Origin of the sequence: Kineosporia babensis (genome assembly GCF_021129305.1) — a bacterium.
Classification (GTDB): domain Bacteria; phylum Actinomycetota; class Actinomycetes; order Actinomycetales; family Kineosporiaceae; genus Kineosporia; species Kineosporia babensis.
The window spans coordinates 481,987-506,094 of record NZ_JAJOMB010000003.1 but is presented as its reverse complement, the minus strand read 5'-3'; the positions used below and the strand labels follow the sequence as shown (position 1 = coordinate 506,094).

The following is a 24,108-nucleotide window of genomic DNA, read 5'->3' as shown; positions in this document are numbered from 1 at the left end:
CGGTGGATTCGCTGGGGGTGGCCGCGGTGGATGCCGTTGTGGCTGGTGGCGTTCTGCTGGGCGGTGTTGCATCCGGTGCGGGCTGTTTCGGCTTGGCGTCACCGTCATGACCCGCCGAAGGTTCGGCCGCGAATGTCGACGGATGGCCTGTTCAAGAGGGAGGGGCCGTGATGCGGATTCTCGTGACGGGCTCCCGGTATTGGTCCGATGAGGACGCCGTGCACCGGGCGCTGGTGACGTACTCGCGGCGGGGCGACGTGATCGTCCATGGTGCGTGTCCGACGGGCGCTGATGCGATCGCCGACTGGTGGGCGATCGGGAACGGTCGCGATGTGGAGCGGCATCCGGCGTTGTGGCGGGTGCATGGGAAGGCCGCGGGCCCGATGCGGAACCGGCAGATGGTCGAGCTCGGCGCTGATCTGGTGTTGGCGTTCCCGTTGGGGCCGTCGACGGGAACTCGTGGGTGCATGGCTGTGGCAGAGGCTGCGGGGCTGCGGGTCCTGAACCTTGGCGATGCTTCATGAACCGGATCTGGGCGCGTCTGGTGTCGCCGTGGCATGCCGGCCCGCACGAGTGCGCGGTGACGAAGTGCGACCTGCCGGGGCGTGGGGCGAAGAGGGGCGTGTGCTGCGTGCATTGCCCGGCTGACTATCGACGGAAGCAGGGGGCGTGACGAGCGACATCCTGGAGGCTCTGGACGCGGTTCTCGCGGACCATGAGGCGACGTCCGAGGAACTCTGCCAGCAGTACTTCACTGAGGCGATGGCGGGCGTACGGGACGCCCTGGACGGGGACGTCAGTAGCCCATGGCGCGAGGGTGCTTCATGGCGCGCGCCGGAGAAGCCTGCGCGCAGCTTGGACTGGGGGCAGACGGGCTGGATTGAGGTCGGCTACACCCAAGAGTCGACGATCGTTCCGCCGTTCGAGTGGGCTGGCTTAGTCGAACGGCTCGCAAATGCCGTGCACCTGGCGGTGCCCGTGGAGGCTGAGCATCCGCTGCTGATGGGGGCGGACGTCCGTGACTTCACCGCTTCGGACCCGCTGGGTGGCCTCCTGGACGTGGTGGAGCCGTCGGTGGTGCACCGTCGGACGGTGGCCTTGGAGGCGCGTCCTCCGGTGATGCCGGCGACTCGGATCCCGCAGCGGGGGTCGGTGTATTCGCTTCCGGTGCAGCAGAGGCGGCGGCGGTGAGGTAGTCCGTTCGACTCATGTCCGATTGCTTCAGACAGACTGATGCGTTCCGCTAGACATCTGCGCCCCCCTCCTCTAGCGTTCATGTTGTTCAAACAAAACGAACTCTGGGGGCAGATAAGTGGACCAGCCAACCTGCGCGAGCTTCCTCCTCGTCAACGGACGCGCTACCGAACCCTGCAACCAGCCCGTCGACTACGACGGCGACAACTGCGCACAGCACGGGGGCTACTGATGACCTGGTGGGAAAAAGCCGAGCAGGCAGCGGCATACGACCCGGAACGCGACTTCATCGACGTCGACGTCCCCGACGCCCGCGACCTCGCCGAAATGAGCGCCTGGAACATCCCCGTCACCCCCGCCAACCAGCCGACCGAGGTGCCGTTCTGATGACCGCAACCACCCTGCGCCGCTGGACCAGCCTCGACGACGCCGACGACCAGTACCTGACCGACACCCTGCAGCTCCCGGCCAGCGTCCACATCAAGCGCGGCACGCACCTCGACATCGTCCACGACGGCGAGATCGTCGGCCGGGTCCGGCAGGACGCCCACCTGTCCTACGGGCACCAGTACGTGTCCGGCACCTGCTGCACCCGGTTCCTCGGAGTGCAGCAGGCCATTCAGACCCGCGGCGTCTGCCGCTGGTGCGACCCGAAAGCGAGCGTGTGGTGACCGAAACACTGGCTGGCCTGCCCGGCCTGGAGTGGTACCCCGAAGACGGGACGATGCCCCTCGGCGAAGGAACCCCGGGCGGGACCGTGATGGACGCCGAGCAGGCCGCCTCGACCATCGCCGGATGGAAGCATGTGCGCCGTACCGCGCGGGTCATCGACGCTTTCACCGTGGAGGCGGCCACACCGAGCGGGGAAAAGTCCCTGTGGCTGGCGCGTCTTCCCGAGCAGGCTGACCGCCACCGGGCCGTGAAGGTAGTCCTGGACCGGTGGGCTGACGCGCCCCTGACGGTCGTGCAGCATCGTCTCCTCGGGATCGTCCTGCGAGCCCACGCCGACGGCCTGGACGTGCGTCAGATCCTGGACCGTCTGATCGCGACGGGGGTCGAGCAGTGAGCCTCGGAGACCGCTACCTCGTGCGGCATGACGACGACACTGTCGCCGCCATGAAGTACGGGAAGCGGACGTACTACTGGCGGCTGATGGAAGCCCTGCCGGAAGACGGTCCCGGCGTCGTCGATGGTGAAGCGCTGACGGATGCTGAGAAGCAGGCGGCTGTCGAGGATTTCGTGTCGATGGGTAATCGCATGGATGGTCCTCCGCTGCCGCCTCGTCAGCGGGCTGTCCTGGATGTGATCCGCGCCTATCACACTGAGCACGGTTCGATGCCGGGGCCGACGGCAATTGCTCGCCTGTCTGGCTTTGGGGCAGGCACGGTGAACTCGTCGTTGAGAGCCCTGGCGAGCGTTGGGGCGTTGGAGGTTCCGGAGGGTGAGCCGTGGTCGACGGAGCGCCTGCGGCTTCCTGCGCCTCGGTCGGCTGAGGATCACGTGAGGGTCCCGAAGTGACCGAGCTGATTGGCCTGCTCTTGTTCGGTGTCGTCGTTTTCGGCGTGTACGCGGTTGGCTGCAAGGCAGCCAGCCTGCCCATCTTCAACGTCAAGTGGCCGTGGCTTGAGGGCCACTGAGAGAACGGGGAATCCAGTGGGTGAGGTTTGGATCAACGGTAAGCGCATCGAGATCGACGGTGACGCCGAGAACATCGTCATCAACTCCGGGAGCGGAATGATCGTCACCGGGAACAACTTTGGGTCGATCTCGATGTCCGGTGGCGGGACGTCGATCACCGTCGGCGGTGGCGAGTCGAAGGTGCACGAGAAGGGCGGCGGCAAGGTCGGCGCTCAGGCACACGTCGATGCGAGCGTGTACGTCGGCCCGGATGCCTCGGTGTCGGGTCAGGCTCACGTGACGGGCAATGTCCGCCTCGAAGGGAACGCGAAGGTATCCGGCCAGGCTCACGTCTCCGGGTCCGTCGTGATCGCGGACAACGGTCGGGTTTCTGGTCAGGCGCACGTGTCGGGACGGGCTCAGGTCCGCGGCAACGCATCCGTGTCCGGGATGGCCCGGCTCGGCGGCGACCACGTTCTTTCAGGCAACAGCAAGCTTTCGGGGATGGGGAACCTCAGCTAGCGCCGGTCTCTCGCCGCCCGGCCGATCTCCGGGCGGCGGGGGGGGGGGTGGTTCTAGACGGATTCGAAGACAAGAGAACGGGGAACGACATGAAGACCGCACGGCACATGAAGACGTTCAACGGCCCGAATCCGGGTCAGGTGAAGAAGCTTTACCGCCTGGACCCGCCCATTGAGGCGGCTGGCTCGAAGCGCCGCTACGTGATCGTGAGCGGCGTAAACGTGCCCTTCTCGGGCGACGAGACGTACATCTTCCCGGCAGACGAGAGCGGCAAGATTGTCGACTTCACCGAACTGGACGGCAGCTTCCGCGGGGCGATCGACCACGAGCGCGCCCTCGCAGGCGCCGGGTACGAGGTGGCCTGATGTACGACCCCGAGAACTACCAGGCACTGATCGGCGCCACCATCGGTGAGATCTGGATCAGCGAGGACCGTCTGACGTTCAACACGGACCGGGGCTTCGTCTCGTACTGGGTCGATGGTGACTGCTGCTCGCACAGCTACTTCTTCGACTTCCATGGCGTCTACCACCTGCTGACCAACGGTCCGGTGACAGCGTTCGAGGCGGTCGAGCTCGGCCCCGGCGATCCTGGCTACCACGTCAAGAACGTCGACAGCTACGAGGACATCAAGGTGTACGGCTACCGGTTGACGACGGATCACCAGCAGTTCGGGCCGGTGTCGTCGGTGTTCTCGTTCCGGAACTCGTCGAACGGCTACTACGGCGGCTCGATGGAGAAGGCAGAGGGTGGGCCGCAGGCGAGTCAGCGACTTCTGGTTCGTGACGTCTTGGATGTCGAGAAGTTCCTTCAGGGGAGCACGATCGCCGGGGAGCTGGCTTCCAAGTCGGTCGGTAGCGGATCGCTCGCCCTGGAGTCTGGCGAGGTGCAGTCGTGAGGGCCCGCATCCTAGTCGTGAAGGCCAGCGACGGCGACCCGTACTTCTGCCCGCATGCGATCGCTGACGAGATCACGCAGGAGAACAATCCGGCGTACCTGCTGGAGCAGGTTGAGGACTTCAAGCAGCGGTACGGGAACGACTACATCTCGCACGGTTTCATCGACATCGAGATCCCCGACAGCGCGATCGAGGCCGTGACCCGCCAGCACGTGGACGCCGGCGTGGTGGACGCGCAGGAGGTGCGGTCGTCGTGAGCGTCCGCCTGATGCAGTGGATCGAGGAGCAGTTGAAGCGTTCGGATCGGGACGCGAGCACGCCGCTGTGGGACCACGGCTACGACTGTGCGCTGAGGTCGATGGCGGGTGTTCTCCGTGAGACCGAGCGCGAGGATGCGAACTGGTCCGAGGCGGTCGACTGGGCGATCAACCATGTGGTCGCTGTCGACCAGGACGACATGGTTCGATTCAACGCTCTCGCCGCAGGTTTGGTCGACCGGAGCGACCTGTTCGGTTCGGAGCAGATCACAGCCGAAGAGTGTCACCGCCGCATTGCCGAGGCGGAGGAGAAGGATCGTGGCTGACCAGAACGAGATCGACGCCTCGCTGGACCGCCTGCGCAGCCTGCGGTCTCCCGCCTACTCGGCGACAGACAACGCGATCGACACGTGCGACGAGTGCGGCCAGGCCGTCGAGATCACTTCGGACGGCAGCGAGATCGAGGTCGGCTCCGACAACGGCAATGGGGGCATCGAGCACGAGTGCGAGGACGACGATGAGTGACCGCATCTGGCGCGCTGGTGACGCCCCTCTGGCGCCGGGCACGAGAGTTCGGGCGCTGGACGTCCCCGACGTGAAGGCTGCCGCCGGGATGTACGGCGTTGCAACCGGTGCCACGAACTGGGACGGCGGAACGGTCGTCGACTTCGGCATCGAACTGGAACCCGACGAGATGGGCTGGGACAGCCTGCTCCTGCCGGACCGGAAGTGGACCACTCACAAGCTTGAAGTTCTCGACGACGGGGGAGAGCAGTGAGCGAGATCTTGACGTGGACGGGCCTTCCGGGTGCTCACCCGCGTGATGGCTGGGAGATGACCGCGAAGGAGGCGGCCGAGATCATCCGGTCGGCGAACCCTGACGCGACGGTCACCGTGGAGGGCCGCTTCGTGAAGTTGGCTCGCCCATCGGGTGGTGGTGGGACGTGGATCGGGCAGCCGTTCCCGTCCGCCTACGGACGGCTGGCGAAGCTGGAACGGTTCGCGGAGCTGGTCGGGCCGATCGTGACCGATCCAGGGTTCATTCAGGATATGGCTTTCGGGGATATCACCGAGGCAAGCATCGACGAGATGTACGAGCTCGCGCAGGAGCTGGGGGTGAAGGCGTCGTGACCCGCGTCCGCCGGCTTGCGTCCCTGGCCCGTGACATCGCTCTGTTCCCGGTGGCTGTCGTGCTGCTGGTGGTCGCGGGCTGGCTGGATCGGAGGGCGCGGCGTGGGTGAGCAGATGGACGGCGACGAACTGTGGGAGATCGGCGTGTGGGGCACTGATGCCGACTGGTTCAAAGCCACCGGTCAGTGCGGGTACTGCGGTCAGGACTGTGGATGCGGCGGATGCGGCGAACCGTGCCGGACCTGCCCTGAGATTAGGGGAGTGTCATGACCCAGACTGCACCGGACTACCTCGACGACTTCGACGAGGACTGGGACGACAGCGACTACGACGATGACGGCGCCGACCTGGCGTACGAGGGGATGGGGTGGGACGGATGAGCGACGCGAGGACTAGCACGTCCAGCGGCGGGATCGGGTTCGTCGGCCTGCTGACGGTCGCGTTCGTGGTCTTGAAGCTGACGGACGTGATCGCGTGGTCGTGGTGGTGGGTGCTTTCGCCGATCTGGATCTCATGGGGCCTCGCGTTCCTGATCCTGATCGTCGGTGGGCTTGTCTTCTGGGCGTTGAAGTCGTGATCATCAACGGCATCGACTACGAGGCTCGCGCCGCCGAACTCATCGCGGCTGGGTCCAGCAATCCGAACGAGGACGACGACACCGTGCTCGGCCGCCTCGTCTACTGCAACCAGCACCGCCGCGTGCACACGACCGGATGGTGCACCGTCAGCAACCTCGAGAAGGTTGCAATGCCAGCCAGTTGGACGGAGGCAGCACTGTGAAGGTCTACATCGACACCAACGACTGGTGGATCGGCTACTACCGAGGCGACACGCACCACTACGTATGCCCGCTGCCAACTCTCGTGATCCGCTGGAACCGGAAGGTCGCATCGTGACCCGCCCGCTGGACCAGGCCGACGTGGATGCCGTGCTGGTGCAGGAGATGGGGCGAGGCCACTGGGATGCACTACCGGACGTCGGCAAGGACTTCGTGCGTGAGACCACCCTTGGCACCCTGAACGCTGCCGTGGCTATCGGGTGGACGCCGCCCGCATGTGACGAGGCCCGGTTCTTCTGGCGCACCCGGAGCAACAGCTACACGTCGAACGAGTGGCAGACGGCAGCGGAGCAGGCTGCCACCTTCACCGAAGCGTTCCCGGAGACAGTCGTCGAGATCGTCGACGAGAGGACCCTGCTCGTCAATAAGCGTGGCGGCACCGAGAAGACCGTGATCGAAGGATGGGAGGAGTTTTGATCACACGAAAGAAGGCTGGCGATCTGACCGTCAACGACATCGGCCAGTGGATTGCCCGCGACGGTCTGGTGCTGGGTCGTCTGAAGTCTTACACGGTGTCCGTGGCTGTGGATGCGCGTCGGGTCGTGCTCTTGGAATGCACCTCCCATGGACCGGTTCGTGCCGAACCGGACGGTGAAGCGATCTGGGCCGAGGATGCCGTCTGGGTCGCCGACGCGATCCTGGATCCTCTGATGGTCGCCGATATGACGGAAGCATTCCTCGATGCTGCACGCACAGGCGAGGAGACGGGCGATGCCCGCTGACGTCGAAACATCAGGCGAGTGCATCTGCGAGACCGATATCGGCGCGCAGGACATCGACTGCGAGAGGCACGGCTTAATGGCCGCCTATCTCGCGCAGAAGGCCGAGAGCGAGCGCCTGACTGCCGAGCGTGATACCCGGGCATCCCAGCTCGAACAGTACCGGGCGTGGCTGGTGGAGATGCTCGACGAGCTCGCGGAAGTCCAGCAGGGCGCCCAGGGAGAGGCTGCGGTCAACTGGGCGCGCGACCGTGACGTGACCAGCGCTTGTCTGGCGAAGTTCGACGAGATCACCGGGAGGAAGTGATGGACGCGGGCGAGATCATCGCGCAGCATCGAGTATGGCTGGAACGTCGCCGTGACGCTGAGAAGGTAGAGATTGCAAGGTATAAGGCCGACGGGAAGACAGCCTACGCAGAGAGCATGTCGCCGGCCGACTCGACCCGCACAAGGTCGCCCGAGTCCTCGCGCAGGTCATCGGGGACTGCAGCGAGGGCGCCTTCGACCTCATGTACGGGCAGACCGACTGACTCCCGTCGCCGTGGAGAAGCGGCGGCGGGGCAACACCTTGGGCGCGGGAAGCGTCTACAGCAGCCACGGACGGCGGCCATCACATCAACGAAAGGCACAATCATGCGCGGAAGACGCGCCATCATCGCCACCACCGTGGCAGCTGTCGCAGTCCTCGGACTCACGGCATGCTCCCCCGTTTCGACGGAGTCCGACCAGGTCGCGCTGCACTACGAGGGCGGCAGCTTCTCCAGCAAGAAGTTCAAGGACTGCGTCGCCTCCGGCATCCGGCAGACCGACGGCGCTGGCGACAAGCACTACGTGTACCCGACCAGCCAGCGCTCGTTCACGACAACACTGGAAGGCGAAGGGTCGGCTGACGCGAAGGCCTTCACTGTCGTATCCAAGGACAACGTGGAGCTGTTTGCTCCGGCGACCGTGACGTTCACGCTGAACACCGGCTGCAGCGAAACCAAGATCGGCGAGAAAACGTACGCCGGCGGCATCCTCCAGGCGTTCCACGAGCGCCTCGGGAACCGGTACAAGGCGTACTGGGGTCCCGACATGGAAGGCGATGCCCGCCCGGACGGCACGCCGGAGGGTTGGACGAGCCTGCTGAACTTCGCCATCGGTACGCCCCTCGACACGTCGTACGACCGGATCGCCCAGGGTTACGAGTGGCGCAAGCTGTGGAACGACCCGACCACGAAGACAGCCGTCGAAACACAGCTGACGAAGGACATTCAGACGTTCGTCGACCAGCAGACCGGGGCGCCTGAGGGGCAGCATTTCTTCACCGGTTTCCGGGTCCTGATCGGGAAGCCCGACCCGGTCAACCCGGAACTGAAGGACGCTGTCAGCGCGGAGCAGACGGCGGTGTCGAAGGCTCAGTCGCAGCAGAAGCAGGCCGAGGCTGACAAGCTCGCGGCGGAGGCTCAGATCGCTGTTGCCGAGGCGAAGGCCGCTGCGCTGGCCGCCGAGAAGAAGGCTGCCGGGGACGACTGGATCCGGAAGTATGCGATCGACAAGGGCATGAATCCGTTCCCGCCGCCCGTGGTCGCTGGTACGGCGGCGGGTAAGTAGTCATGTGGCGTGCACTTCCGCTGATCGTCGTCGTCGCTCTGGTCGTGGGGGGTGTGCTGTTCTGGCTGGTCGTTTCGCCCGCCCTGGATCGTCGGCGGGCTCGTCTCGCCAGGCGTGCCGCGCGTCGCGAGCAGATCGAGGACCTACAGCATGAGTGGGCCGTCGAGAACGTCACGAACACTCGCGAGGACCTGAGGCGCCACCGGGCGCGCCTCGAAGGCAGCCTCGACGACCTGCACGACCCGAAGTAGTCCACCGCTGTCCGGGCGCCCCCTCTGGCCGCCCGGACAGCACCCCATCCCTCCATCCGAAGCCAGCGAAAGGCAAGCCATGAGTGCCGTTACGTACCGCAAGCAGCCTGTCGAGATCCAGGCCATCCGTTACACCGGGACTAACCACGACGAGGTCAACGCCTTCACCGGCCAGCAGGACGGGTTCCACGCCGTCGCCCCGGAGGACCGCAGCGAGTGGGACTTCCTGCACTCGACCTGGGTCGGGGAGAGTCTGGAGCTTCGGTGACCGGGCCCGATGGCCTCGACGTGGCGCTAGGTGCGCCCACGGACGGCCTGGACGTCGCTCTGGGCAACTCCGGTCTTGCCAGGCTGGCCGCCGAGCGTGACCGGTATCGGGCCGCGCTGGTCAGGATCCGGGACCAGGGCTTGCCAACTTACGGGTCCGGCTGCGAATGGGAGCACTGGGCGGCGATCGCAGAGAAAGCTTTGGAGGCGAAGTGAGCGACATCGGCCGTATTTTCGACATCCTGATCCTGGGGCACACGGACCGCGAGCACCCGATCGAGACCGAGATCGCCGACTTCATTCACGAGGTTTGTGAGCGCCACGGGTTCGACCCGACGATCACGTCCGGTGGATACGACGGCGAGCACGGCGGGACCGCTGACCGAAAGCTCGCCGATGCTCGAGCCCAGCGGGACGCAGCCCTGGCCCTGGTCGACGAGGCCTGGCACCTGCACACGTACGGCGAGCGGTCACCGGGCGGCGTGGAGACGTGGGCCGAGTGGGAGCGAAAGGCGAGGGGGCTGAAGCGTGACTGACGAGGCTTGGATCCTTGAGGCTCTGCGCCTGACCGCTGGGGAGCCTGCAGACTCGGTCTTCTGGCGTCACAGTGAGGGTGCCCTCAAGCTGTATTTCCTATGCAACGACGTGTTCGCGTGGGGGTGCGCGGATGCCGAGGAGATCACCGAAGCTAACCTGCCCATGCTGGCCCAGGCGCGGGCCGACCTCGCGGCGAACGGCGACAAGTACGCAGACCACCTCGGCGACCTGTACTCAGCCCGGGTGCGCAAGCTCCGGCCCCAGGGCGCCTGCTACCCGTACTACCCCGAGTTGATCTGGCCGCTGTTCGATGCGTGCGGCCCGGAGCGTGAGGTGGGCATGGGGAACCCGAAACCACGGCCCGAGGAGACAAAGTGACTGACGACCTGGTCGCCCGTATCGCCGACGTCCTCCCGCCCGTCCGGGTTTCCGAGGTGGTCGCGGACTGGCCGGCGGATGAGCGGGAGATCTACCGGACGCCCGACGGGTTGTCGTTGACCGAGACCCGCGAGCGGCTGGACCGGTTGCGGCGGGAGAAGGCGGCGCGGGCGGTGCTGGATGTGCTCGGCATCCCTGTAGCGCCTCGCCAGCCAGGCGCCTGGGACATCGGCGACCCGGAACCCGAGGGCGTCACTGGCTTGGTCGACGAAACGGACGGGTGCGACGGGTGCTCGCCGCACTGGGGCAAGACCGACAGCGGCGAGTACAAGGGTTACAAGGATGGCGGGAAGGTCTACCTGTCGTGGGCTGAACTGGTCCGTCGCTGGGGCCCCCTGAAGGAGGCAGAGTGAGCGCCCTATCCGACGCGGTGGTCGCCGAACTGGCTCGCCGATACTCACCGCAGACCAAGCGGAACCCGGCATGGGATCGTAAGGCCGAGCGTGCAGCATGGGACCGCGACGAGGAGTACGAAGTCCCCGAGCAGATCCCACGCACCGCCGAGGAGATGGCGGGGGATACCTGCCATCACGTTCGCCCAGGCGCTGACGGTTACATGTCGATCTACACGCTGACGTACCGGCAGATCGCCGAGGTCGTTGAAGCGGTCGAGGCAGCACGCGCGGATAGCCCGCAGGGTTGAACGGGGCGGGCTGGCGTTCACGGATAGGTGCCTAGGGTTGAACGCCCTTGGCCGCTGCTGGGATGCCCGCCTCACGTGCAATGCGGCGCACGTAGGTGGGTGACCAGCCTGAAGCGCGGACGAGCTCGGTGGGTCCGATGCCTTGCTTGAGTCCAGCGATGACTAGTTCGCGCATGGCATCGGCGTCCTCGCCGCTTTTCTGGTCGTGGCGTTGCTTGGACTTGGCTCGGGCGGCTAGGGCGCTGAGTGTCTCGTCGGGCGTCATGAGAACAGAGTAGCGCAACCTGGTTGCGCATCGGCAGGCGGGGCGCTACGGTTCTCTTGTAGCCGCAACCTGGTGGCGCAACCTAGTGAGGTACTGACATGAGCGAGAGTAACTGCATCAACTGCACTCCCGGGTGCGCCACCAGCTACCGAGTCCGCCTCCTGATCGAGGGCGACGACTTCCCGCCCCAGAGCATGACCAGCGCCCAGATCGACGAACTCCCCGAGGGAAGCTACGAGATCATCGGCACCGACTGACAGCCTGAACCTCAAGCCAACCGAGCAGGAGGAATGCAATGCGAACTGAGAGCCTGGACGGCAAGTACAACCATCAGCGCCCCAACTTCGTGGTTGCGGGCGAGGCGGTGGGTCACCTCGAGATCAGCACCGTCTGGCTTGGTGTTGACGTTTCCACCGATGGAGACATGTTCGAAACCATGGTCTTCCACGCAGTGACCGGCGACGTGGCAAGTCAGTACACCCGCCGGTACACCACCGAGGGGAGCGCCCTCATCGGTCACGGCGAAATCGTCAAGAGCATTACGTCCACCGACTGACCGCCACCAAGCGAGGGGGAGAACGATGAGCGAGACCACCGAGGTTGAGGCGCACGCCTCCGTGGCGGGTGTCCGCGTCTTCTGGTCGGATCTCGTCTCCTCTCGCGGCTGGGACCTGAACGACGGCTACATGTTCGACCGCCGCTCGGAAGGGCTGGCGAGCTGGGACACGAAGGCTCAGGCTTCCGAGGCCGCGAAGGCTCTCGGCTGGCCCTTGCGTACGGTTCAGAAGGGCATGTGGGTGAGCCCACTCATTCGCCGTCGCCTGTGGGTGCTGCACTGCCCGGGCGGAGGCTTCGTGTCCGAGAGCGGCTATGGGCGCCTTAAGGCGGCCACCCACCGCACGTACGTGTACGACATCGCCGCGCCCGGGATTGCCGCATCCGGATGGTCTCGGCGGACCCGTAACGCGGCTCGTCAGCGCGACATCAAATGGGGCTGTCTCGACTGCGGTAGTAACGGCTACGGCCAGCGTAACGACCGCAAGGCAGCCCGCGTTGCCGGAGAACAGCACCAGGCCAGCATGGCCGCCACCCATTGACCACCCCGGAACCCCGCCCGCACAGGAGGAAACGACGATGGCTTTCGACATGAAGCTCACCATGAAGTCCGACGACACGAACGGTGTAACCCTTGGCGAGCTGGCCGAGTTCGTGCGCCGCGCTCAGGCAGCTGGCGCAAGCGAGCACGAGCGGATCACCGTGAACGCCTTCACCGACGTGAGCGCCTACGACGACGTTCGACCCGAGCACCACTACAGCCTGCTGGTCGCATCGATCAGCATCAACGACTGAGTGAGGACCGATGACCACCACCGCTGACCGTGAGAATGCCGCCAACCTGGCCACCGTGACGCCGCTGGTGTGGCGCGTCGAGAACAAGGGCCGCGTCATGTTCGGGGGAGAAGCGTTGACCCCGGCCGAGTTCGAGAAGCGCATGTGTTTCGACCCGGACGACCCGGAGCACTTCATGCACGCCACCCAAGCCGACGACGACCCGAGCATGGTCGGTATCTATCCCGACACGTGGAACGGGCGCATGAACGTCACGTGGTACCGGGGCACGACGCTCGCGCAGGACCTGGCCGGCGAATCCGAGGACGTCTACAAGGCTGGCGCGCACAGGATCCTGTACGGCGACGCGAACGGCTACCACCACGACGCTCCGACGCGCCGTGAGATCGCCATCCTTGCCGCCAAATTCACGGCGGCCGACGAGGACGGAGATGTCGCGCACATCCTCAACTGGGTCATGGGGTGGGCTGACGCACCGGAGTTGCCGGAGCGAGACGAGGACGACGAGAAGCCGGAGACGCCCGACGACCGGGAAGAGCAGGAATGGAAGATCGAGCAGATGAGGAGGCAGGCATGAGCATCGAGATCCCGGACGCCGCAGTCGAAGCGGCAAAGCAAGCCTCGTGGGGCCACAGCCGCGCCACGTACCAGGAGATCCTTGAGGCCGCCCTCCCGCACCTCCGGGCCGCGATCCTCGAGGATCTGCGGGAACGGTGCGAACAGGCCGACCGCGAGCTGAAGCAGATGGCGGTCGAGCGCAAGGAGCACGGAATCGACCGTGAAGCAGCTCGGATCCACGGCAAGGCCGAGGGCGTCAGGCTGGCGCTCTCGTACATCGGGGACGCGGAAAGGACGGGGCAGTGAGCGAGGTCTGGTCTGAGTTCACCTACGAGGGCCGCCGTCGGTCGGCCTGCTTCTTCGAGCAGCCCCAGGGCCGTGACCTCGAAGCATGGATGCTCTGGCTCGAACGACACGGCATCGACCCCGGAAACACCGCGCTGGGAGCGATCGCAGCTGACGACGAACTCTGCATGGTCGAGTACTTCCCGCGAGGCACTGGCGCCTTCTACGGACCGATCGAGCACGTCCAGCTGGAGGCGCCGGCACTTCCCTTCCCGAAACCCCAGGAGGTTTCAGCGTGAACGCCGCCGAGCACAAGGCGAAGGCCGAGGAACTGCTGGCCGATCTCGCGGAGGCTGGCGAGAAGCTGGACGGTGAACTACTGGATGCAGCATCAGCTCAAGCCTTCGGCGCGCTGATCGATCGTCAACTCGCGCTCGCCCAGGTACACGCCACGCTGGCGACGATCCCGGAGCCCGTCGAGGCCCTGCTGACGCGCGAGGAAATGGACGACTTCCGGAACAGGGACGTCTCCTGGTGGCAGTGCCGCTACTGCGGGCAAGGAAGCGTGAAGCCGCTGCGCACATTGAAAGCCGAAGCGGCGGAGTGTCTCGCACACGAGGCCTCGTGCCCGGAGCGCGAGTCGTGACCCCCGCCGAGTGGGCTGAGCGGTATCTGACCGAACGCATCCGGGGGCCGCTGGCAGGCGCAGCGATCTGGCATGAAGCCGGGGAAGAACTCAGCGAAGGCGAGTACCGCGAGTTCTACCGACTCGTGGATCGGGGGATGTCGGAATGAGCGTGCCACCGGAAGAGTTCGACGGCGGGGCAGAGGAAGACGGGCCGCAGACCGCCGAGGCCATGGCGCTCATCGTCCGCTCACACCTGCGACAGTACGACTGCACCGAGGTCGACGCCGACGGATCCTCTGGCGACTGGACCTTCAACGTCGCCATCGGCGCCAAAGTCTTCGCCATCACCGTCAGCGGGGTGAGAACCTGAGCGCACACGCAGGTACAAGGCAGCCCCGGCTCAGAGTGAGCCGGGGCTGAACTTTGTCAGGTGGTCGGTGCGGGATTCTCGGCGGACCGTCGCTGCGCCGGCACGTGCGGCGTGAAAGCTTCGAGGGATCGCTGTACGAGCTCGGTCCAGGACGCGGCGGGCATTCGGACCTGGCCGACCATCTGCATGACGGCAGGCCCGGTAGGGGAGTCGATGAGCTGCAGGGCGGTCCCGCCGTCCTCGATGACTTCGCTGATGCACCAGTCTTCGGGGAGGCCGCTGCCGTCGTCGGGGGAGCCGATGAGGGCGTGAGCGTCAGGGTCTGCGCAGTATTTGGCGTGCTCGGTCCTGATGGTCATCGGGTCGCCCCCTCGCTCGATCGGCCGGTGTCCGCAGCTCCCCGCCTGCGTCCTGGCGTACGGTGTCTCACCGTTTCGCCTGGTGAGAGACATCCTCTAGGCCGGTGACCTGCGGGTACAAGCAAACTGGTCTACCGGTGTCGAAAAGGTCCGACCGGGCAGTACGGGGCATCCACCAAAAAGACTTACATCGCCCGATGTACGGATGAGATCGACGGAAGGGGGAACTTGCAACTCCACTCTCCGTGGAGTCCGCGCCATGTGGCGCCCAGGAGCCCACTAGGGGGTTCCCCCATAGGCGGCGAACTCTAGCTTCACAGCATGGCCGTCGAAGAAGTCTTCGCACGAGCCATCGCCGCCGAGCGGGCAGCTCACGGCTGGGAGCAAAAAGATCTCGCACAAGCGACAGGCCTCTCCCCATCCATCATCGCCCGCATCGAAACAGCCAAACGGTCCGTCAGCCTCCGCGAAGCCATGCGCATCGCCGAAGCCCTCGACGTCACCATCGACCACCTCCTACGCCGCGCGGAGCCAGAAGACCGCTCCCGCTTCGGGCTACGGCATCTTTAGCTTGCGCCGATCCTCCTCCGACGCCCGCGCGAACAGATCGGCCGGCGCACAATCCAGGGCGTCACACAGTTCGGGCAGGACATCCCACGGAAACGTCCGGTCGCCCGTCTCCCACGACGAGATCGTCCGATCCGACACCTTCAGCAGGGCGCCAAGCTCGGCCTGAGTCAGGCCCGCCGCGGTCCGCTCAACCTTGATGCCACGACCGAATGCCGCCCGAAACGATGACCCCACAGTGCGACGCTGGCACCGAGACGTGAATTTCTCTCAAGAGAGTGCGCTCGCCCCACTCAGCGTGGAATTATTCCACCCATCCGGCCCAGCGGGTCTTCTGCGGAGTCGCACCCGCTGGGCCGGACGCACGATCCCGGGCCAGCCCTGCCCCGCTCGTCGGCCACGACGCCGGCGGGCGCGGCGGGGAAGCTCCAATCGAGGGGGACAGGTGCCGCTACTGCAGGACGGGCCCGCAGCAGGCCACCACATCGACGCTCGCTGGCGCGTCACCCTCGTCCGCATGGAAAACGGGAAACCCGTCCTCGGCGACGACGGCCGCCCCCTGACCGCACCTGTCCAGCCCAGCGCCGCACTCGGCCAATACGAGCCGTACGTGCACAACGCATCCACTGGCGGCTACCGGTGGGCCCGACACCGGCCCCGCCACGTCGACGCGTGGCTCACCCGCGACCCCGACTAGACGTTCCCCTCCCGGCCCGAGGATCGCCTCCCCAGGCCGGGAGGCCGCGGTTCGACCCAGCGGACACCAGCCACCAGCCCAGAGCGGCAGGACGGCCCGTGCGGGAACAGCAGAGCGCCCCGGACCTGACTTGGTCCGGGGCGCTCTGTGCGTTCGGCGGTTAGCTGCTGACGTCGTGGCGCTCCAGGATCGGGGCGAGGTCGATGCCCTCGACGATCGCGGCCAGGTCGAGGTCGCCGTCCTCGGTCACCGGGTAGCCGTCCCAGGCCCGCTCGTGCGGGGCGTGCGGGCCGTAGAACTCGTTCCCGGCGAGGCTGACGCCGTCGGGCAGCGCCTCGTTGATCGCGGCACGGTAGTCCGCAGCCATCGCATCGACGGCGCCGGACTCTTCCATGCGGGCCAGCCAGTCGATGTCGCCGCCGCTGAGATAGGAGGCGATCGACTCCTCAACGGTGAGGTTGGTGGCGTCAGCGGACACCCAGGAACCGAATGAGGTGGTGGTGGACATTGTTTCCCCCTGTGGGTCGTCGGTGTGGAGGTCGGTGCGAGCACCTTGGCCGGGGCGGTCCCAGGCGTCCAGGGTGGCCGTGGTCCAGTAGGGGCGACCGTCGCCGGAGCGTCCGTCCGGTGCAGGGGCCTGCCCTCGGGAGACATAGCCGCGCCAGGTGCCGGATGCGATGCCGAGGAGCTCGGCGACGGCCGGCCCGGGTAGGCGGTCCTCCTCAATAATGGACAGCTCTTCGCTGGCCAAGGTCCAGGCCCCGGCGACGTAGGTGGCCAGCCAGGCTCGGAGAGTCCGCCAGGCGTCATCGTGGCCAGCTTGCACGGCGGCGAGGGCCGCCTCGTGGGTGTCGTGCTCGCCGAGTGGCCGCATTGAGCTGCCGTGTCCGAGGTCGGCGGACCACCGGTGTGTGCCGACGCGGCGGATACGGGCCCGCGTGTACCGAGACGACTGAGCGTGAGGCAGGGGCGGCCGGGACCTTTCAAGGGCGATCTCTTCGTGCCGCGGGCGGTGACGGTGGCCGCGGACTCCGCCAGGTACCGAGTGGGCGATGGCCTGCTGGGCGACGGCCCGCCATTTGCCGTCCGCCTCATCGAGGAGCTGCATGGCCTGATACAGAGTCATGGGTCCGTCGTGGCGGGCTACGTCGGTGGTGTGGGTAAGTATGGACGGCTCGGACGTGACGACTCGGACGTCGTCAGGGTCTTGATTGGTCCACAGCTCGACGATGCCGTCGAGCTCGACGATCACGATTCCCTGGACGGCGTGCCCTCGGATGCTGGTGACACGCACGTATTCGGCGCCAGTGGGGCCGCCGGGGCCCTGGTGGCGGGGCAGGGACTGGGAGGCAAGGACGCGCCCGGTGAGGTGGGCCCAGTGGCTGACGCGGGTGCCCATCAGTAGCCGTCGCAGTCGTGGCCGCCGCAGGAGCTGCCGTTGCCGAAGCTGGAGCAGTTGCCGCCGGAGACGCAGGAGCGGCGGTTGCCGTACCGGTTGCGGGAGGCGTTCGACCAGCCGCTGCGGGGCTTGCTGGGGGTGCTGGTCTGAGCGGTGAGGTAGCCGTACACGTACTGGACGCTGCCCACGGCGAAGGGCTTGCCGATGCTGGCGATGGCGACGTGCTCGACGCTCTTGTTGGCCTTGACGACGGCAACGGTGCGCCCGGCGATGACCTGGCTGGCGGGGCCGTAGACGACCTTCGCGCCGTTCTTGGTGGTGCGGTAGGTGTTGTCGATCTTGTTCATTGGTTTCCCCCGTCGTTTGTGCCGATGGAAGAACCTTACAACGGACGTGCGTTGCTAGGTAGCAGTACCTGAGAGTAGTTGACCGAACGCCCTACACATCCACCGACGGCTCGCCCCACTCCCGAGGCCACACCTCAACCTCCGCCAGGACCACCTCGATCACCTCAACGCCATCCCGCAGGCTGAGACGGCCCTCCACCGACCAGTTCAAACCCAGCTCCGGCATCGGCCTCACCAACGCCCGATACCCCGGATGCCCCCGCAGCGACGACACCTGCAACTCCCACAGGGACCCGAACTCGAGGTCAACGACCGGCTGAGCGCGCGCCAACCACTCGCCGGCCGTCGGAAGACCAGAGCCATCCCGCACATCCGGCAGATCCGCGTCCACCCCGTGCAACGCCCCCAACGCCCACACCACCGGCCGCCTCACGCGCTACGCCGACCCCGCTCCTCCGCCTCAACCAACGCCTCCAGCCGAGCCAGGGACCGAGCCTGCATGCGCCTGCCGAGCTCCCGGGCCTGAGGGGGCACCGACGGGTCATCCCACGGCACCGACACGGCCGGAGGCAACGTGCGACCCGTCTCGACCTCCAGACGGGCCACCAACTCAGTCATGTTCACCGAACCATCCAGCGACGCCGCACGAGCCCGCGACAGAGCCACAGACAACTCCTCCGGCGTGATGTATTCAGGCATCCCAACCCCCTAGCTCGACTCCGGCCAGCGTACGACCGACCACCGACAGACTCACCACTCCCGCCGATCCTCCTGCCACGACCGGATCAACTCGACCCCGATCATCGCCACCGAGAACAGAAAAAAGATCGCCGCGATCCCCGTGACCGCAGCCCCCGTGTCCGGCGGCAGAAGCAACCCGGCCACGTACACGACGGCAGCGATCAGAGCAGTACCCGCGTAGATGCGCATGCGGGCATCGTCGGGGAGACCCGCCAGTAGTGGAGGGCAAACGGTGCAAGACGGCGTCACAGTGCGTCGAACGTTTGTATGCACACGGTAGGCTTAGGCCAAAAGAGCGACGCCCCCAGAGCCGCAAACTCTGAGGGCGTCCACACCGAAACTCCCCGACCAAGGACCAGTTCCGGTGACGTTGTAGAAGCAGTGTCTCACAGCGTCGGCGGTAGCGGGTCCAGACAGGACCGAAGTGCTTCACATCGTCCGCGGCGAGCGGCCCAAGTCCGGAACGACCTGGCTGCCCCGAGAGCTCATCCAAGACCCGCGCATGGACTCCAAAGCACTCGCCCTACTTGTCCGGCTATTGAGCTTCCCTGAGGACGGTTGGCGGACCGACCACCGAACCCTTGCCCGCCAATTCCCCGAAGAGGGCGAGACGGTCTACCGGAACGCCATGAAGAAGCTCAAGGCCATCGGCTACGTCAAGCAGATCAAGCGGCGAGCCGAGCGCGGCCAATGGGTCACCGACACCATCGTCTACATGACTCCCCAGGATCCGACCGTGGACGTATCACCGCCGAGTGTGGATTATCCGCACTCGGTCGACCGCGACTCGGCGCAACCGCACTCGGCCAACCCACACTCTTACAAAGCACTTACCACCAAAGACTTAGACCAGGCAGATCCTCCGGATACTGCTGCTAGCGAGCCCACGACCCACGGCCAAGCGCCGCCCCTTCCCCAACCTCGGGCAGTCGCCCCACAGCCGCAGCAGAAGGAGGAGCAAGCCAAGAAGAAGCATCCCTTCGCCAAGTACATCCGAGACGCGATCCCCGCCATCGCCTCCCGCAAGATCAGCTTCAAGACCATGAACAGCATCTGCCACAACCTCGAAGCCGACGGCTGGACCTGGAAAGGGCTGCACCTCGCCATCCGTTACGAAGAATGGGACGGCGACACCGGGGCGGGCCTCATCGTCGACTGGCTGCAGTCCGTAGAGCGCCCAGACGCAGACAATAAATGCCCTGACTGCAAGGGTTACGGGTTCGTGGCGAAGGAAGCCCACGACAGCACCTACGAACGCATTGAGCAGTGCAAGTGCGTCGACACCGTGTACCAGTACAACGTCCCCGAGGTCTGCACCAAGGAAGCGCCCCCGGAGCCGCGCACCGACGTCGCCGTCTACCAGCCCCAACCGACGGCGAACACGCAGTTCGACAGCCTCCTCGGGAGCCTGTTCGGCACCCAAGGAGACCCATGGGCAACCCAGTCCAGCAGCGCACCCTTCTGACGCCCGAAGGCCCCGCCCGGATCGCTTCCGGTGCGGGGCCGCGTCGCTACTGGGCTTGCTCCTCGGTCCTGAAGTGCCCGCGGTTGTCGTCCCACGTGACGCGGATCCCGGTCCGGTACGTCGGCGCTCCTGGCGGCTCTATGCGTGCCGTGCAGTCCACGATGTCGCCCGCGCGACCCACCAGGCCACCGTCGGGGCCCGGGATGCCCTCGTAATCGTCGCACGACACCTTCGCCGTCGCGCCGTTGGCCTCGATGACCTTCTGCACTGACCGGGCCAGGCCCTTGCCCGACGCCCTAGCCGCAGCGGTCGTCTCCGGTGCAGCAGGCTCAGGCGTCGCACTCGGGGCGCCCGGAGAAGAGCATGCAGCCAACAGGACGACGGCAGCCACCATCAGAAAACGCACCCGCACACCATTCCGGCTACCCGGGCGTAGAGGTTTGGAACGGGTGAACTAGTCGATCGGGATCATGTACTCGAGCTCGTACCGGTCCGCGGCTATCACGATGTCGCACGTCTCCACCGGCATCTCCCCGGCCGTGTACGTCCGCTGGATCACGATGACCCACACGTCCTCAGGGATCGCCAACTGACGGCGCTCCTCGACCGTTGACGGGCGCGTCCGGACGCCCTCCCACACGGTGTCGATCCGGACCCCGATCAAGTCCATCCGAGCAATCACACCCAAGCCGGCGCCCGGCCCAGTCTCTGGCTCTTCCGCCGCTGTCCCGCCGACGATCGCCATCGGTTCCCACGACTCGGAGAGTTGCACGGGCTGACCGTCTGCCACCCACCGGTAGCTGGTGTGCATGACCGGGTCGCCGGGCTCGATCTGCAGGCGGTAGGCGATCTGTTCGCTCGCCCGCTCAGTGACCGTTCGAGGTTCCGGGTCGAAAGCCGGTGCACGTCCAGCGCTGACAGCGTCCCGCCAGAGGGGCGACGTCGGTAGCCCGCCAGGCGCTCCTCGCTTGTACCTGTCCGAGCGCCGGACGATCACCGCGGGTTTCTCCCGTACGTACGTGCCTCGCCCCGGGCGCGTGTCGATGAGGCCGTTGCTGCGAAGGATGTTGAGGGCCATCCGGACGATCGGCCGCGGCCTGCCGAACTCATCCGCCAGGGCCTGCTCGGACGGTATGCGCGACCCCGGCAGTAGCTCGCCGTCCTCTATGCGCCGCTTCAGGGCGTTGGCGATGACTACATGCTGCGCGTCTTCTGGGGCCACGTCTTCAAGTTACTGGCAGTGGTGCGTGCTGGCACTAGCCGGTACTGCCCAGTCTTTGAGATCTTCCGGAGAAATCGTGCTGCCGTATTGACCGGTACTAACCGCAGCGGCTAGCTTCATCGTCACGCAGTGAATGCACTGCATCGACTGCAAGTGACGGAAGGAGGGGAACTGTGGACGACGAGCTCTCCACAACCCAGGTAGCCAGACAGCACCAGGTCCACCCGACCACCGTGCTCCGCTGGATCGCCGCCGGAGACCTCGACGCCCACTGGGTCGGCAAACGACTCCGCGTCAAAAAGTCCGACTCAGACGCCATCCGGCAACCCGTCAGCGCAACCGCCGAACCCGCCCCAGCCCCGTGACCACCAGGCGCGCAAACGCCCGGCCACGGACCACCCACCGCAACTCTCAACCAGAAACGAGACCAGCCATGCGCGGCATCTTCTGCTCCAGCCCGGACCACACCGACATCCAGTTCGCCGACGTCTCCGGAGGCGAGGCCCAGACCCTCGCCGACGCCCACAACACCGTCTGGCACGGCGGCGGCCAGTACGCCACCGGCTCCTGACAAAACGCGAACGGCCGGTCAGGCGCGCAAACACCTGACCGGCCAACGCCCCGCAACTCTCACATCGCAAGACCAGACCAGTAAACCACGGGGGAAACCAATGGCCGACACCAGCAACTGGGTCGTCACCCGCGACGACGACGGACCCGCCATCTACAACACCACCCGCGGCATCGTCGTCACCCACAAGACCGACATCACCCCGAACCAGATCGGCCTCACCGAGCCGTACAAGGTCACCCAGGACGAGATCGGCGAACTCTGGGCTCGCATGACCGTCGGCCTCCCGACCGTCTACCCGTGCTCGCGCAACGACACCATTTACTGCCCCGGCCTCTCCGACACCGAAGGCCGCCCCTGCGACGACCACCGGCAGGTGACGGCATGACCATCACCTGGACCGAGTCCCGCACCACCCCGTACGACACCGACCAGGAAACCCAGGCCGTCACCCTCGGCGCCCTCTCCGTCTTCGGCCTCCGCCGCGAGAACGGTATCCCCACCGCCCGCGCCGTCAACGGGTACACGTCGAGCGACCACACCAGCAACGAACTCCGCGCCTACGCCGCGCAACTCGGCCAGCTCGCCGACGAACTTGACAAGGCAGCCCTCCGGTGAGCGCCCAGACGAGCCCCGCGCTCACCCCCGGCAAGAACACCGTCAACACCACCGGCAAGCCACTCCCGCCCGTCCAGGGCTGGGTTTCGAAGAAAGGCAAGTAGCCGTGAACGCCACCAAGGCGCGCGACATTTCCGCGACCGGTCTCGCTATCACCGGTATCGCTTTCCTTGCTTGGACCGCCTACGACGACTACCGGCGCCGCGACCAGTACAAGGCCACCCCCAAGGAAGCAGCGCCCGTCGGACCGTACGGCGACCTTTACCGGGCTGTCGACGAGTTCTCTACCGGGAAGCCCGTCCTGAAGTATGTGCGTCCCGCCGTGCACGACGAGGCCGCCGCGTCACTGATTTCCGACCAGCGTGGCCACGGTGGCCTTTTCGGCTCGTACACGACCGACGGCGACATCTGCTACGTGATGCCCGACAACAAGGACTTCCAGGCGGGAGCACCCTCCTGGCATGTCGTTCTCGGCGCCCCCGAGGGCATCGACGTGGACGCGCTGGAGGAGGCTGTTGGCGGCAAGAACGTCGACCCTGCCACTGTGGTCCCGTACGGCTGGGACTCCACCGAATTCGATCCGGTCGGTGCGTCGTGAAGCACATCGCCGCCGCGATCGGCTTCGTCGCCGTCGCTTTCGTGTCCCTGGCCGTCCCGGTCTGGATGTGGATCCGCCCCCTCGTCTGCGTCATCCACCTCGTCATCGTTGAGTCCCGCAAGGGCAACGACGACACCGACGAAGACAGCGAAGACGACGACGCGCCAGCCGACGACAAGACCGAGGCCCCGGCATGACCATCGTCGCCGCAGCCATCACCCTCCAAACCGGGCTCGTCGCCTGGGGAATCGCCCGCCTCGTCCCCAAGACCAAGCCCCTCACCATCGGCCGCCGCGATCTACCCGACAGGTGGAGCCAAGGCGAATGGGAGCTCGCAGCATGAGCGCCACCGGACTGCTGGGCCACCTTTTGCGCGGCCATTCGGGACCGCGTCCCCCAGGGTTTTACACCGGCATCGGAGTGATCGCTCTTGTGGCCCTTATCGCGTGGGGTGACGAGATTGAGGCTTCGGCACTGGCAAATGCCGCCGAACCGCAGATCGAGAAGCCGCACGTCCAGCAGGGCCCGCCCGTCCTCGTGAAGCGCCCCGGCCCGTGCCGGGCAGAGCAGCCCGGACCCCACTGCCTCACCCGCGCCGAAGCCAAGCACCTTCTCGGCGACCAATGGCCCGCATTCCTCCAGCAGACCAGCGACCGCCCCTACTACGAGCCCGTCTTCGTCCGCCTCTGGGAGAACCAGTGAACGCCGCCCGCACCGTGACCGCAGCCATCGCAGCCGCCGCGATCACCCTGACCGGTCAGCCCGCCCACGCCAGCGACACCCACCACCTCACCCTCGCCTGCCACACCGGCGGAACCACCGTCACCGTGTCGATCGACTACGCCAGCGACGGGTACAACGCCCGCTACTGGAACGCCCACTGGACCACCACGCCCAAGACGAAGCTCGACCGGATCGACCTCGGCCAAAACCCGTGGCTCAACAACAACTCCTACACCACGTTCTGGGCCCGCGGCGGCAAACCCTCCACCCGCAACGACGTCAAAGCCAAGGGCGGCAAGAACAGCTTCATCGCCGCCGTCCAAGCCGGAAACGACGTCCCCGAAATCCGCGTCCGCCTCCGGGCCTGGGGCGGCAAAGGCAACAGCGACGACTCCTGCGCCACCTCCAAGCCCCTCAAGTTCACCTCCTGAACGTCGTGC

60 protein-coding genes are annotated in these 24,108 nt (G+C 66.3%); 51 read left to right on the top strand and 9 right to left on the bottom strand.

Annotated features, from left to right (window positions below):
* The first annotated feature begins 170 nt into the window (after positions 1 to 170).
* The 28 genes from LR394_RS08375 (at position 171) to LR394_RS08245 (ending at position 10,905) form a co-directional block, all read left to right on the top strand.
* Positions 171 to 524 (top strand): SLOG family protein, encoded by a 354-nt coding sequence (locus LR394_RS08375; RefSeq protein WP_231440084.1) that lies wholly within the window; start codon positions 171 to 173, stop codon positions 522 to 524.
* 145 nt (positions 525 to 669) lie between these two features.
* A complete protein-coding gene (locus LR394_RS08370) occupies positions 670 to 1,191 on the top strand; it encodes a hypothetical protein (protein ID WP_231440083.1) in 522 nt (173 codons plus the stop codon).
* 234 nt (positions 1,192 to 1,425) lie between these two features.
* Positions 1,426 to 1,581, top strand: coding sequence for a hypothetical protein (locus LR394_RS08365; RefSeq protein ID WP_231440082.1), 156 nt, complete (start codon positions 1,426 to 1,428; stop codon positions 1,579 to 1,581).
* Positions 1,581 to 1,865 carry a hypothetical protein gene (locus LR394_RS08360; protein ID WP_231440081.1) on the top strand — a complete coding sequence of 95 codons (285 nt, stop codon included), beginning with the start codon at positions 1,581 to 1,583 and terminating at the stop codon, positions 1,863 to 1,865. Before LR394_RS08365 ends, LR394_RS08360 begins: the two co-directional genes overlap by 1 nt.
* Positions 1,862 to 2,260 carry a hypothetical protein gene (locus LR394_RS08355; RefSeq protein WP_231440080.1) on the top strand — a complete coding sequence of 133 codons (399 nt, stop codon included), beginning with the start codon at positions 1,862 to 1,864 and terminating at the stop codon, positions 2,258 to 2,260. Before LR394_RS08360 ends, LR394_RS08355 begins: the two co-directional genes overlap by 4 nt.
* Complete coding sequence (locus LR394_RS42780; RefSeq protein WP_231440079.1) at positions 2,257 to 2,712, top strand: LexA family protein; 456 nt, start codon at positions 2,257 to 2,259, stop codon at positions 2,710 to 2,712. Before LR394_RS08355 ends, LR394_RS42780 begins: the two co-directional genes overlap by 4 nt.
* Positions 2,709 to 2,831 carry a hypothetical protein gene (locus LR394_RS41350; protein WP_269328786.1) on the top strand — a complete coding sequence of 41 codons (123 nt, stop codon included), beginning with the start codon at positions 2,709 to 2,711 and terminating at the stop codon, positions 2,829 to 2,831. The genes LR394_RS42780 and LR394_RS41350 overlap by 4 nt, the downstream gene beginning before the upstream one ends.
* A 16-nt stretch (positions 2,832 to 2,847) precedes the next feature.
* Positions 2,848 to 3,333 (top strand): hypothetical protein, encoded by a 486-nt coding sequence (locus tag LR394_RS08345; RefSeq protein WP_231440078.1) that lies wholly within the window; start codon positions 2,848 to 2,850, stop codon positions 3,331 to 3,333.
* Between the two features lie 89 nt (positions 3,334 to 3,422).
* Positions 3,423 to 3,698, top strand: a complete 276-nt coding sequence (locus LR394_RS08340; protein ID WP_231440077.1) for a hypothetical protein — start codon at positions 3,423 to 3,425, stop codon at positions 3,696 to 3,698.
* Positions 3,698 to 4,231 carry a DUF7448 domain-containing protein gene (locus LR394_RS08335; protein WP_231440076.1) on the top strand — a complete coding sequence of 178 codons (534 nt, stop codon included), beginning with the start codon at positions 3,698 to 3,700 and terminating at the stop codon, positions 4,229 to 4,231. Before LR394_RS08340 ends, LR394_RS08335 begins: the two co-directional genes overlap by 1 nt.
* A complete protein-coding gene (locus tag LR394_RS08330; RefSeq protein WP_231440075.1) occupies positions 4,228 to 4,488 on the top strand; it encodes a hypothetical protein in 261 nt (86 codons plus the stop codon). The genes LR394_RS08335 and LR394_RS08330 overlap by 4 nt, the downstream gene beginning before the upstream one ends.
* Positions 4,485 to 4,814: a hypothetical protein gene (locus LR394_RS08325; RefSeq protein ID WP_231440074.1), complete on the top strand. Its 330-nt coding sequence runs from the start codon at positions 4,485 to 4,487 to the stop codon at positions 4,812 to 4,814. Before LR394_RS08330 ends, LR394_RS08325 begins: the two co-directional genes overlap by 4 nt.
* The gene (locus tag LR394_RS08320) at positions 4,807 to 5,013 is read left to right on the top strand and encodes a hypothetical protein (protein WP_231440073.1); all 207 of its coding nucleotides are present in this window, start codon (positions 4,807 to 4,809) and stop codon (positions 5,011 to 5,013) included. Before LR394_RS08325 ends, LR394_RS08320 begins: the two co-directional genes overlap by 8 nt.
* Entirely contained in the window at positions 5,006 to 5,266 is a 261-nt protein-coding gene (locus LR394_RS08315; protein WP_231440072.1) for a hypothetical protein, read from the top strand. The genes LR394_RS08320 and LR394_RS08315 overlap by 8 nt, the downstream gene beginning before the upstream one ends.
* Positions 5,263 to 5,619: a hypothetical protein gene (locus LR394_RS08310; RefSeq protein WP_231440071.1), complete on the top strand. Its 357-nt coding sequence runs from the start codon at positions 5,263 to 5,265 to the stop codon at positions 5,617 to 5,619. The genes LR394_RS08315 and LR394_RS08310 overlap by 4 nt, the downstream gene beginning before the upstream one ends.
* Positions 5,620 to 5,995: 376 nt before the next feature.
* On the top strand, positions 5,996 to 6,196 hold the full coding sequence (locus LR394_RS08305; protein WP_231440070.1) for a hypothetical protein: 201 nt from the start codon (positions 5,996 to 5,998) through the stop codon (positions 6,194 to 6,196).
* A complete protein-coding gene (locus LR394_RS08300) occupies positions 6,193 to 6,399 on the top strand; it encodes a hypothetical protein (protein WP_231440069.1) in 207 nt (68 codons plus the stop codon). The genes LR394_RS08305 and LR394_RS08300 overlap by 4 nt, the downstream gene beginning before the upstream one ends.
* Positions 6,400 to 6,511: 112 nt before the next feature.
* Positions 6,512 to 6,874, top strand: a complete 363-nt coding sequence (locus LR394_RS08295; RefSeq protein WP_231440068.1) for a hypothetical protein — start codon at positions 6,512 to 6,514, stop codon at positions 6,872 to 6,874.
* Positions 6,871 to 7,179, top strand: coding sequence for a hypothetical protein (locus LR394_RS08290; RefSeq protein ID WP_231440067.1), 309 nt, complete (start codon positions 6,871 to 6,873; stop codon positions 7,177 to 7,179). Before LR394_RS08295 ends, LR394_RS08290 begins: the two co-directional genes overlap by 4 nt.
* Positions 7,169 to 7,483 carry a hypothetical protein gene (locus LR394_RS08285; RefSeq protein ID WP_231440066.1) on the top strand — a complete coding sequence of 105 codons (315 nt, stop codon included), beginning with the start codon at positions 7,169 to 7,171 and terminating at the stop codon, positions 7,481 to 7,483. Before LR394_RS08290 ends, LR394_RS08285 begins: the two co-directional genes overlap by 11 nt.
* A complete protein-coding gene (locus tag LR394_RS08280; RefSeq protein WP_231440065.1) occupies positions 7,483 to 8,769 on the top strand; it encodes an SPFH domain-containing protein in 1,287 nt (428 codons plus the stop codon). The genes LR394_RS08285 and LR394_RS08280 overlap by 1 nt, the downstream gene beginning before the upstream one ends.
* Positions 8,770 to 8,771: 2 nt before the next feature.
* The gene (locus LR394_RS08275) at positions 8,772 to 9,020 is read left to right on the top strand and encodes a hypothetical protein (RefSeq protein WP_231440064.1); all 249 of its coding nucleotides are present in this window, start codon (positions 8,772 to 8,774) and stop codon (positions 9,018 to 9,020) included.
* A gap of 79 nt (positions 9,021 to 9,099) precedes the next feature.
* Complete coding sequence (locus LR394_RS08270; protein WP_231440063.1) at positions 9,100 to 9,288, top strand: hypothetical protein; 189 nt, start codon at positions 9,100 to 9,102, stop codon at positions 9,286 to 9,288.
* Positions 9,285 to 9,503 carry a hypothetical protein gene (locus LR394_RS08265; RefSeq protein ID WP_231440062.1) on the top strand — a complete coding sequence of 73 codons (219 nt, stop codon included), beginning with the start codon at positions 9,285 to 9,287 and terminating at the stop codon, positions 9,501 to 9,503. Before LR394_RS08270 ends, LR394_RS08265 begins: the two co-directional genes overlap by 4 nt.
* Positions 9,500 to 9,823, top strand: coding sequence for a hypothetical protein (locus LR394_RS08260; protein WP_231440061.1), 324 nt, complete (start codon positions 9,500 to 9,502; stop codon positions 9,821 to 9,823). The genes LR394_RS08265 and LR394_RS08260 overlap by 4 nt, the downstream gene beginning before the upstream one ends.
* Complete coding sequence (locus LR394_RS08255) at positions 9,816 to 10,202, top strand: hypothetical protein (protein ID WP_231440060.1); 387 nt, start codon at positions 9,816 to 9,818, stop codon at positions 10,200 to 10,202. Before LR394_RS08260 ends, LR394_RS08255 begins: the two co-directional genes overlap by 8 nt.
* Positions 10,199 to 10,615 carry a hypothetical protein gene (locus LR394_RS08250; RefSeq protein ID WP_231440059.1) on the top strand — a complete coding sequence of 139 codons (417 nt, stop codon included), beginning with the start codon at positions 10,199 to 10,201 and terminating at the stop codon, positions 10,613 to 10,615. Before LR394_RS08255 ends, LR394_RS08250 begins: the two co-directional genes overlap by 4 nt.
* Positions 10,612 to 10,905 carry a hypothetical protein gene (locus LR394_RS08245; protein ID WP_231440058.1) on the top strand — a complete coding sequence of 98 codons (294 nt, stop codon included), beginning with the start codon at positions 10,612 to 10,614 and terminating at the stop codon, positions 10,903 to 10,905. Before LR394_RS08250 ends, LR394_RS08245 begins: the two co-directional genes overlap by 4 nt.
* Before the next feature lie 31 nt (positions 10,906 to 10,936).
* Here the strand turns inward: LR394_RS08245 and LR394_RS08240 are convergent, their stop codons facing one another.
* Complete coding sequence (locus LR394_RS08240) at positions 10,937 to 11,170, bottom strand: hypothetical protein (RefSeq protein WP_231440057.1); 234 nt, start codon at positions 11,168 to 11,170, stop codon at positions 10,937 to 10,939.
* A gap of 98 nt (positions 11,171 to 11,268) precedes the next feature.
* Here LR394_RS08240 and LR394_RS08235 point away from each other — a divergent pair, with 98 nt between their 5' ends.
* From LR394_RS08235 to LR394_RS08190, 10 genes are read left to right on the top strand one after another with little or no spacing between them, the layout of a single operon-like run.
* Positions 11,269 to 11,427: a hypothetical protein gene (locus tag LR394_RS08235; protein ID WP_231440056.1), complete on the top strand. Its 159-nt coding sequence runs from the start codon at positions 11,269 to 11,271 to the stop codon at positions 11,425 to 11,427.
* A 38-nt stretch (positions 11,428 to 11,465) separates the two neighbouring features.
* Entirely contained in the window at positions 11,466 to 11,726 is a 261-nt protein-coding gene (locus tag LR394_RS08230; protein ID WP_231440055.1) for a hypothetical protein, read from the top strand.
* Between the two features lie 25 nt (positions 11,727 to 11,751).
* Positions 11,752 to 12,267, top strand: a complete 516-nt coding sequence (locus tag LR394_RS08225) for a hypothetical protein (protein ID WP_231440054.1) — start codon at positions 11,752 to 11,754, stop codon at positions 12,265 to 12,267.
* A gap of 37 nt (positions 12,268 to 12,304) precedes the next feature.
* Positions 12,305 to 12,520, top strand: a complete 216-nt coding sequence (locus LR394_RS08220; protein WP_231440053.1) for a hypothetical protein — start codon at positions 12,305 to 12,307, stop codon at positions 12,518 to 12,520.
* Between the two features lie 10 nt (positions 12,521 to 12,530).
* Complete coding sequence (locus tag LR394_RS08215) at positions 12,531 to 13,097, top strand: hypothetical protein (RefSeq protein ID WP_231440052.1); 567 nt, start codon at positions 12,531 to 12,533, stop codon at positions 13,095 to 13,097.
* Complete coding sequence (locus tag LR394_RS08210; RefSeq protein WP_231440051.1) at positions 13,094 to 13,384, top strand: hypothetical protein; 291 nt, start codon at positions 13,094 to 13,096, stop codon at positions 13,382 to 13,384. Before LR394_RS08215 ends, LR394_RS08210 begins: the two co-directional genes overlap by 4 nt.
* A complete protein-coding gene (locus LR394_RS08205; protein ID WP_231440050.1) occupies positions 13,381 to 13,662 on the top strand; it encodes a hypothetical protein in 282 nt (93 codons plus the stop codon). Before LR394_RS08210 ends, LR394_RS08205 begins: the two co-directional genes overlap by 4 nt.
* The gene (locus LR394_RS08200; RefSeq protein WP_231440049.1) at positions 13,659 to 14,009 is read left to right on the top strand and encodes a hypothetical protein; all 351 of its coding nucleotides are present in this window, start codon (positions 13,659 to 13,661) and stop codon (positions 14,007 to 14,009) included. Before LR394_RS08205 ends, LR394_RS08200 begins: the two co-directional genes overlap by 4 nt.
* Positions 14,006 to 14,158 (top strand): hypothetical protein, encoded by a 153-nt coding sequence (locus LR394_RS08195; protein ID WP_231440048.1) that lies wholly within the window; start codon positions 14,006 to 14,008, stop codon positions 14,156 to 14,158. The genes LR394_RS08200 and LR394_RS08195 overlap by 4 nt, the downstream gene beginning before the upstream one ends.
* Positions 14,155 to 14,361 carry a hypothetical protein gene (locus tag LR394_RS08190; RefSeq protein WP_231440047.1) on the top strand — a complete coding sequence of 69 codons (207 nt, stop codon included), beginning with the start codon at positions 14,155 to 14,157 and terminating at the stop codon, positions 14,359 to 14,361. The genes LR394_RS08195 and LR394_RS08190 overlap by 4 nt, the downstream gene beginning before the upstream one ends.
* 56 nt (positions 14,362 to 14,417) lie before the next feature.
* On the opposite strand, the gene LR394_RS08185 is transcribed toward LR394_RS08190, so the two are convergent.
* Positions 14,418 to 14,720 carry a hypothetical protein gene (locus LR394_RS08185; protein ID WP_231440046.1) on the bottom strand — a complete coding sequence of 101 codons (303 nt, stop codon included), beginning with the start codon at positions 14,718 to 14,720 and terminating at the stop codon, positions 14,418 to 14,420.
* 321 nt (positions 14,721 to 15,041) lie between these two features.
* Here LR394_RS08185 and LR394_RS08180 point away from each other — a divergent pair, with 321 nt between their 5' ends.
* Positions 15,042 to 15,290 (top strand): helix-turn-helix domain-containing protein, encoded by a 249-nt coding sequence (locus LR394_RS08180; RefSeq protein ID WP_231440045.1) that lies wholly within the window; start codon positions 15,042 to 15,044, stop codon positions 15,288 to 15,290.
* On the opposite strand, the gene LR394_RS08175 is transcribed toward LR394_RS08180, so the two are convergent.
* Positions 15,276 to 15,524, bottom strand: coding sequence for a helix-turn-helix domain-containing protein (locus LR394_RS08175; protein ID WP_231440044.1), 249 nt, complete (start codon positions 15,522 to 15,524; stop codon positions 15,276 to 15,278). The genes LR394_RS08180 and LR394_RS08175 overlap by 15 nt on opposite strands.
* Positions 15,525 to 15,804: 280 nt before the next feature.
* On the opposite strand from LR394_RS08175, the gene LR394_RS08170 reads away from it, so the two are divergent.
* On the top strand, positions 15,805 to 15,984 hold the full coding sequence (locus LR394_RS08170; protein WP_231440043.1) for a hypothetical protein: 180 nt from the start codon (positions 15,805 to 15,807) through the stop codon (positions 15,982 to 15,984).
* Between the two features lie 160 nt (positions 15,985 to 16,144).
* On the opposite strand, the gene LR394_RS08165 is transcribed toward LR394_RS08170, so the two are convergent.
* Complete coding sequence (locus LR394_RS08165) at positions 16,145 to 16,858, bottom strand: helix-turn-helix transcriptional regulator (protein ID WP_231440042.1); 714 nt, start codon at positions 16,856 to 16,858, stop codon at positions 16,145 to 16,147.
* 171 nt (positions 16,859 to 17,029) lie between these two features.
* On the opposite strand from LR394_RS08165, the gene LR394_RS08160 reads away from it, so the two are divergent.
* Positions 17,030 to 17,389, top strand: coding sequence for a hypothetical protein (locus tag LR394_RS08160; protein ID WP_231440041.1), 360 nt, complete (start codon positions 17,030 to 17,032; stop codon positions 17,387 to 17,389).
* On the opposite strand, the gene LR394_RS08155 is transcribed toward LR394_RS08160, so the two are convergent.
* From LR394_RS08155 to LR394_RS08145, 3 genes are all read right to left on the bottom strand, one after another.
* Positions 17,383 to 17,730, bottom strand: coding sequence for a hypothetical protein (locus LR394_RS08155; protein WP_231440040.1), 348 nt, complete (start codon positions 17,728 to 17,730; stop codon positions 17,383 to 17,385). The genes LR394_RS08160 and LR394_RS08155 overlap by 7 nt on opposite strands.
* Positions 17,731 to 17,821: 91 nt before the next feature.
* Positions 17,822 to 18,121 (bottom strand): hypothetical protein, encoded by a 300-nt coding sequence (locus LR394_RS08150; protein WP_231440039.1) that lies wholly within the window; start codon positions 18,119 to 18,121, stop codon positions 17,822 to 17,824.
* Between the two features lie 359 nt (positions 18,122 to 18,480).
* Positions 18,481 to 18,660: a hypothetical protein gene (locus LR394_RS08145; RefSeq protein WP_231440038.1), complete on the bottom strand. Its 180-nt coding sequence runs from the start codon at positions 18,658 to 18,660 to the stop codon at positions 18,481 to 18,483.
* Positions 18,661 to 19,099: 439 nt separating this feature from the next.
* Between LR394_RS08145 and LR394_RS08140 the strand changes: the two genes are divergently transcribed.
* Positions 19,100 to 19,936, top strand: a complete 837-nt coding sequence (locus tag LR394_RS08140; protein WP_231440037.1) for a hypothetical protein — start codon at positions 19,100 to 19,102, stop codon at positions 19,934 to 19,936.
* 46 nt (positions 19,937 to 19,982) lie between these two features.
* Here the strand turns inward: LR394_RS08140 and LR394_RS08135 are convergent, their stop codons facing one another.
* Both LR394_RS08135 and LR394_RS08130 read right to left on the bottom strand, forming a co-directional pair.
* On the bottom strand, positions 19,983 to 20,342 hold the full coding sequence (locus LR394_RS08135; RefSeq protein ID WP_231440036.1) for a hypothetical protein: 360 nt from the start codon (positions 20,340 to 20,342) through the stop codon (positions 19,983 to 19,985).
* Positions 20,343 to 20,390: 48 nt separating this feature from the next.
* The gene (locus LR394_RS08130) at positions 20,391 to 21,158 is read right to left on the bottom strand and encodes a GntR family transcriptional regulator (RefSeq protein ID WP_231440035.1); all 768 of its coding nucleotides are present in this window, start codon (positions 21,156 to 21,158) and stop codon (positions 20,391 to 20,393) included.
* Between the two features lie 173 nt (positions 21,159 to 21,331).
* On the opposite strand from LR394_RS08130, the gene LR394_RS08125 reads away from it, so the two are divergent.
* The 9 genes from LR394_RS08125 (at position 21,332) to LR394_RS08085 (ending at position 24,099) form a co-directional block, all read left to right on the top strand.
* Positions 21,332 to 21,523 (top strand): helix-turn-helix domain-containing protein, encoded by a 192-nt coding sequence (locus LR394_RS08125; RefSeq protein WP_231440034.1) that lies wholly within the window; start codon positions 21,332 to 21,334, stop codon positions 21,521 to 21,523.
* Between the two features lie 68 nt (positions 21,524 to 21,591).
* Positions 21,592 to 21,729, top strand: a complete 138-nt coding sequence (locus LR394_RS08120; protein WP_231440033.1) for a hypothetical protein — start codon at positions 21,592 to 21,594, stop codon at positions 21,727 to 21,729.
* 100 nt (positions 21,730 to 21,829) lie between these two features.
* Positions 21,830 to 22,117, top strand: a complete 288-nt coding sequence (locus LR394_RS08115) for a hypothetical protein (RefSeq protein ID WP_231440032.1) — start codon at positions 21,830 to 21,832, stop codon at positions 22,115 to 22,117.
* A complete protein-coding gene (locus LR394_RS08110; RefSeq protein ID WP_231440031.1) occupies positions 22,114 to 22,347 on the top strand; it encodes a hypothetical protein in 234 nt (77 codons plus the stop codon). Before LR394_RS08115 ends, LR394_RS08110 begins: the two co-directional genes overlap by 4 nt.
* Positions 22,348 to 22,453: 106 nt before the next feature.
* Positions 22,454 to 22,945, top strand: coding sequence for a hypothetical protein (locus LR394_RS08105; protein WP_231440030.1), 492 nt, complete (start codon positions 22,454 to 22,456; stop codon positions 22,943 to 22,945).
* Entirely contained in the window at positions 22,942 to 23,142 is a 201-nt protein-coding gene (locus LR394_RS08100) for a hypothetical protein (protein ID WP_231440029.1), read from the top strand. Before LR394_RS08105 ends, LR394_RS08100 begins: the two co-directional genes overlap by 4 nt.
* The gene (locus LR394_RS08095) at positions 23,139 to 23,288 is read left to right on the top strand and encodes a hypothetical protein (protein ID WP_231440028.1); all 150 of its coding nucleotides are present in this window, start codon (positions 23,139 to 23,141) and stop codon (positions 23,286 to 23,288) included. Before LR394_RS08100 ends, LR394_RS08095 begins: the two co-directional genes overlap by 4 nt.
* On the top strand, positions 23,285 to 23,647 hold the full coding sequence (locus tag LR394_RS08090) for a hypothetical protein (RefSeq protein WP_231440027.1): 363 nt from the start codon (positions 23,285 to 23,287) through the stop codon (positions 23,645 to 23,647). Before LR394_RS08095 ends, LR394_RS08090 begins: the two co-directional genes overlap by 4 nt.
* Positions 23,644 to 24,099: a hypothetical protein gene (locus LR394_RS08085; protein ID WP_231440026.1), complete on the top strand. Its 456-nt coding sequence runs from the start codon at positions 23,644 to 23,646 to the stop codon at positions 24,097 to 24,099. Before LR394_RS08090 ends, LR394_RS08085 begins: the two co-directional genes overlap by 4 nt.
* Positions 24,100 to 24,108: the final 9 nt, after the last annotated feature.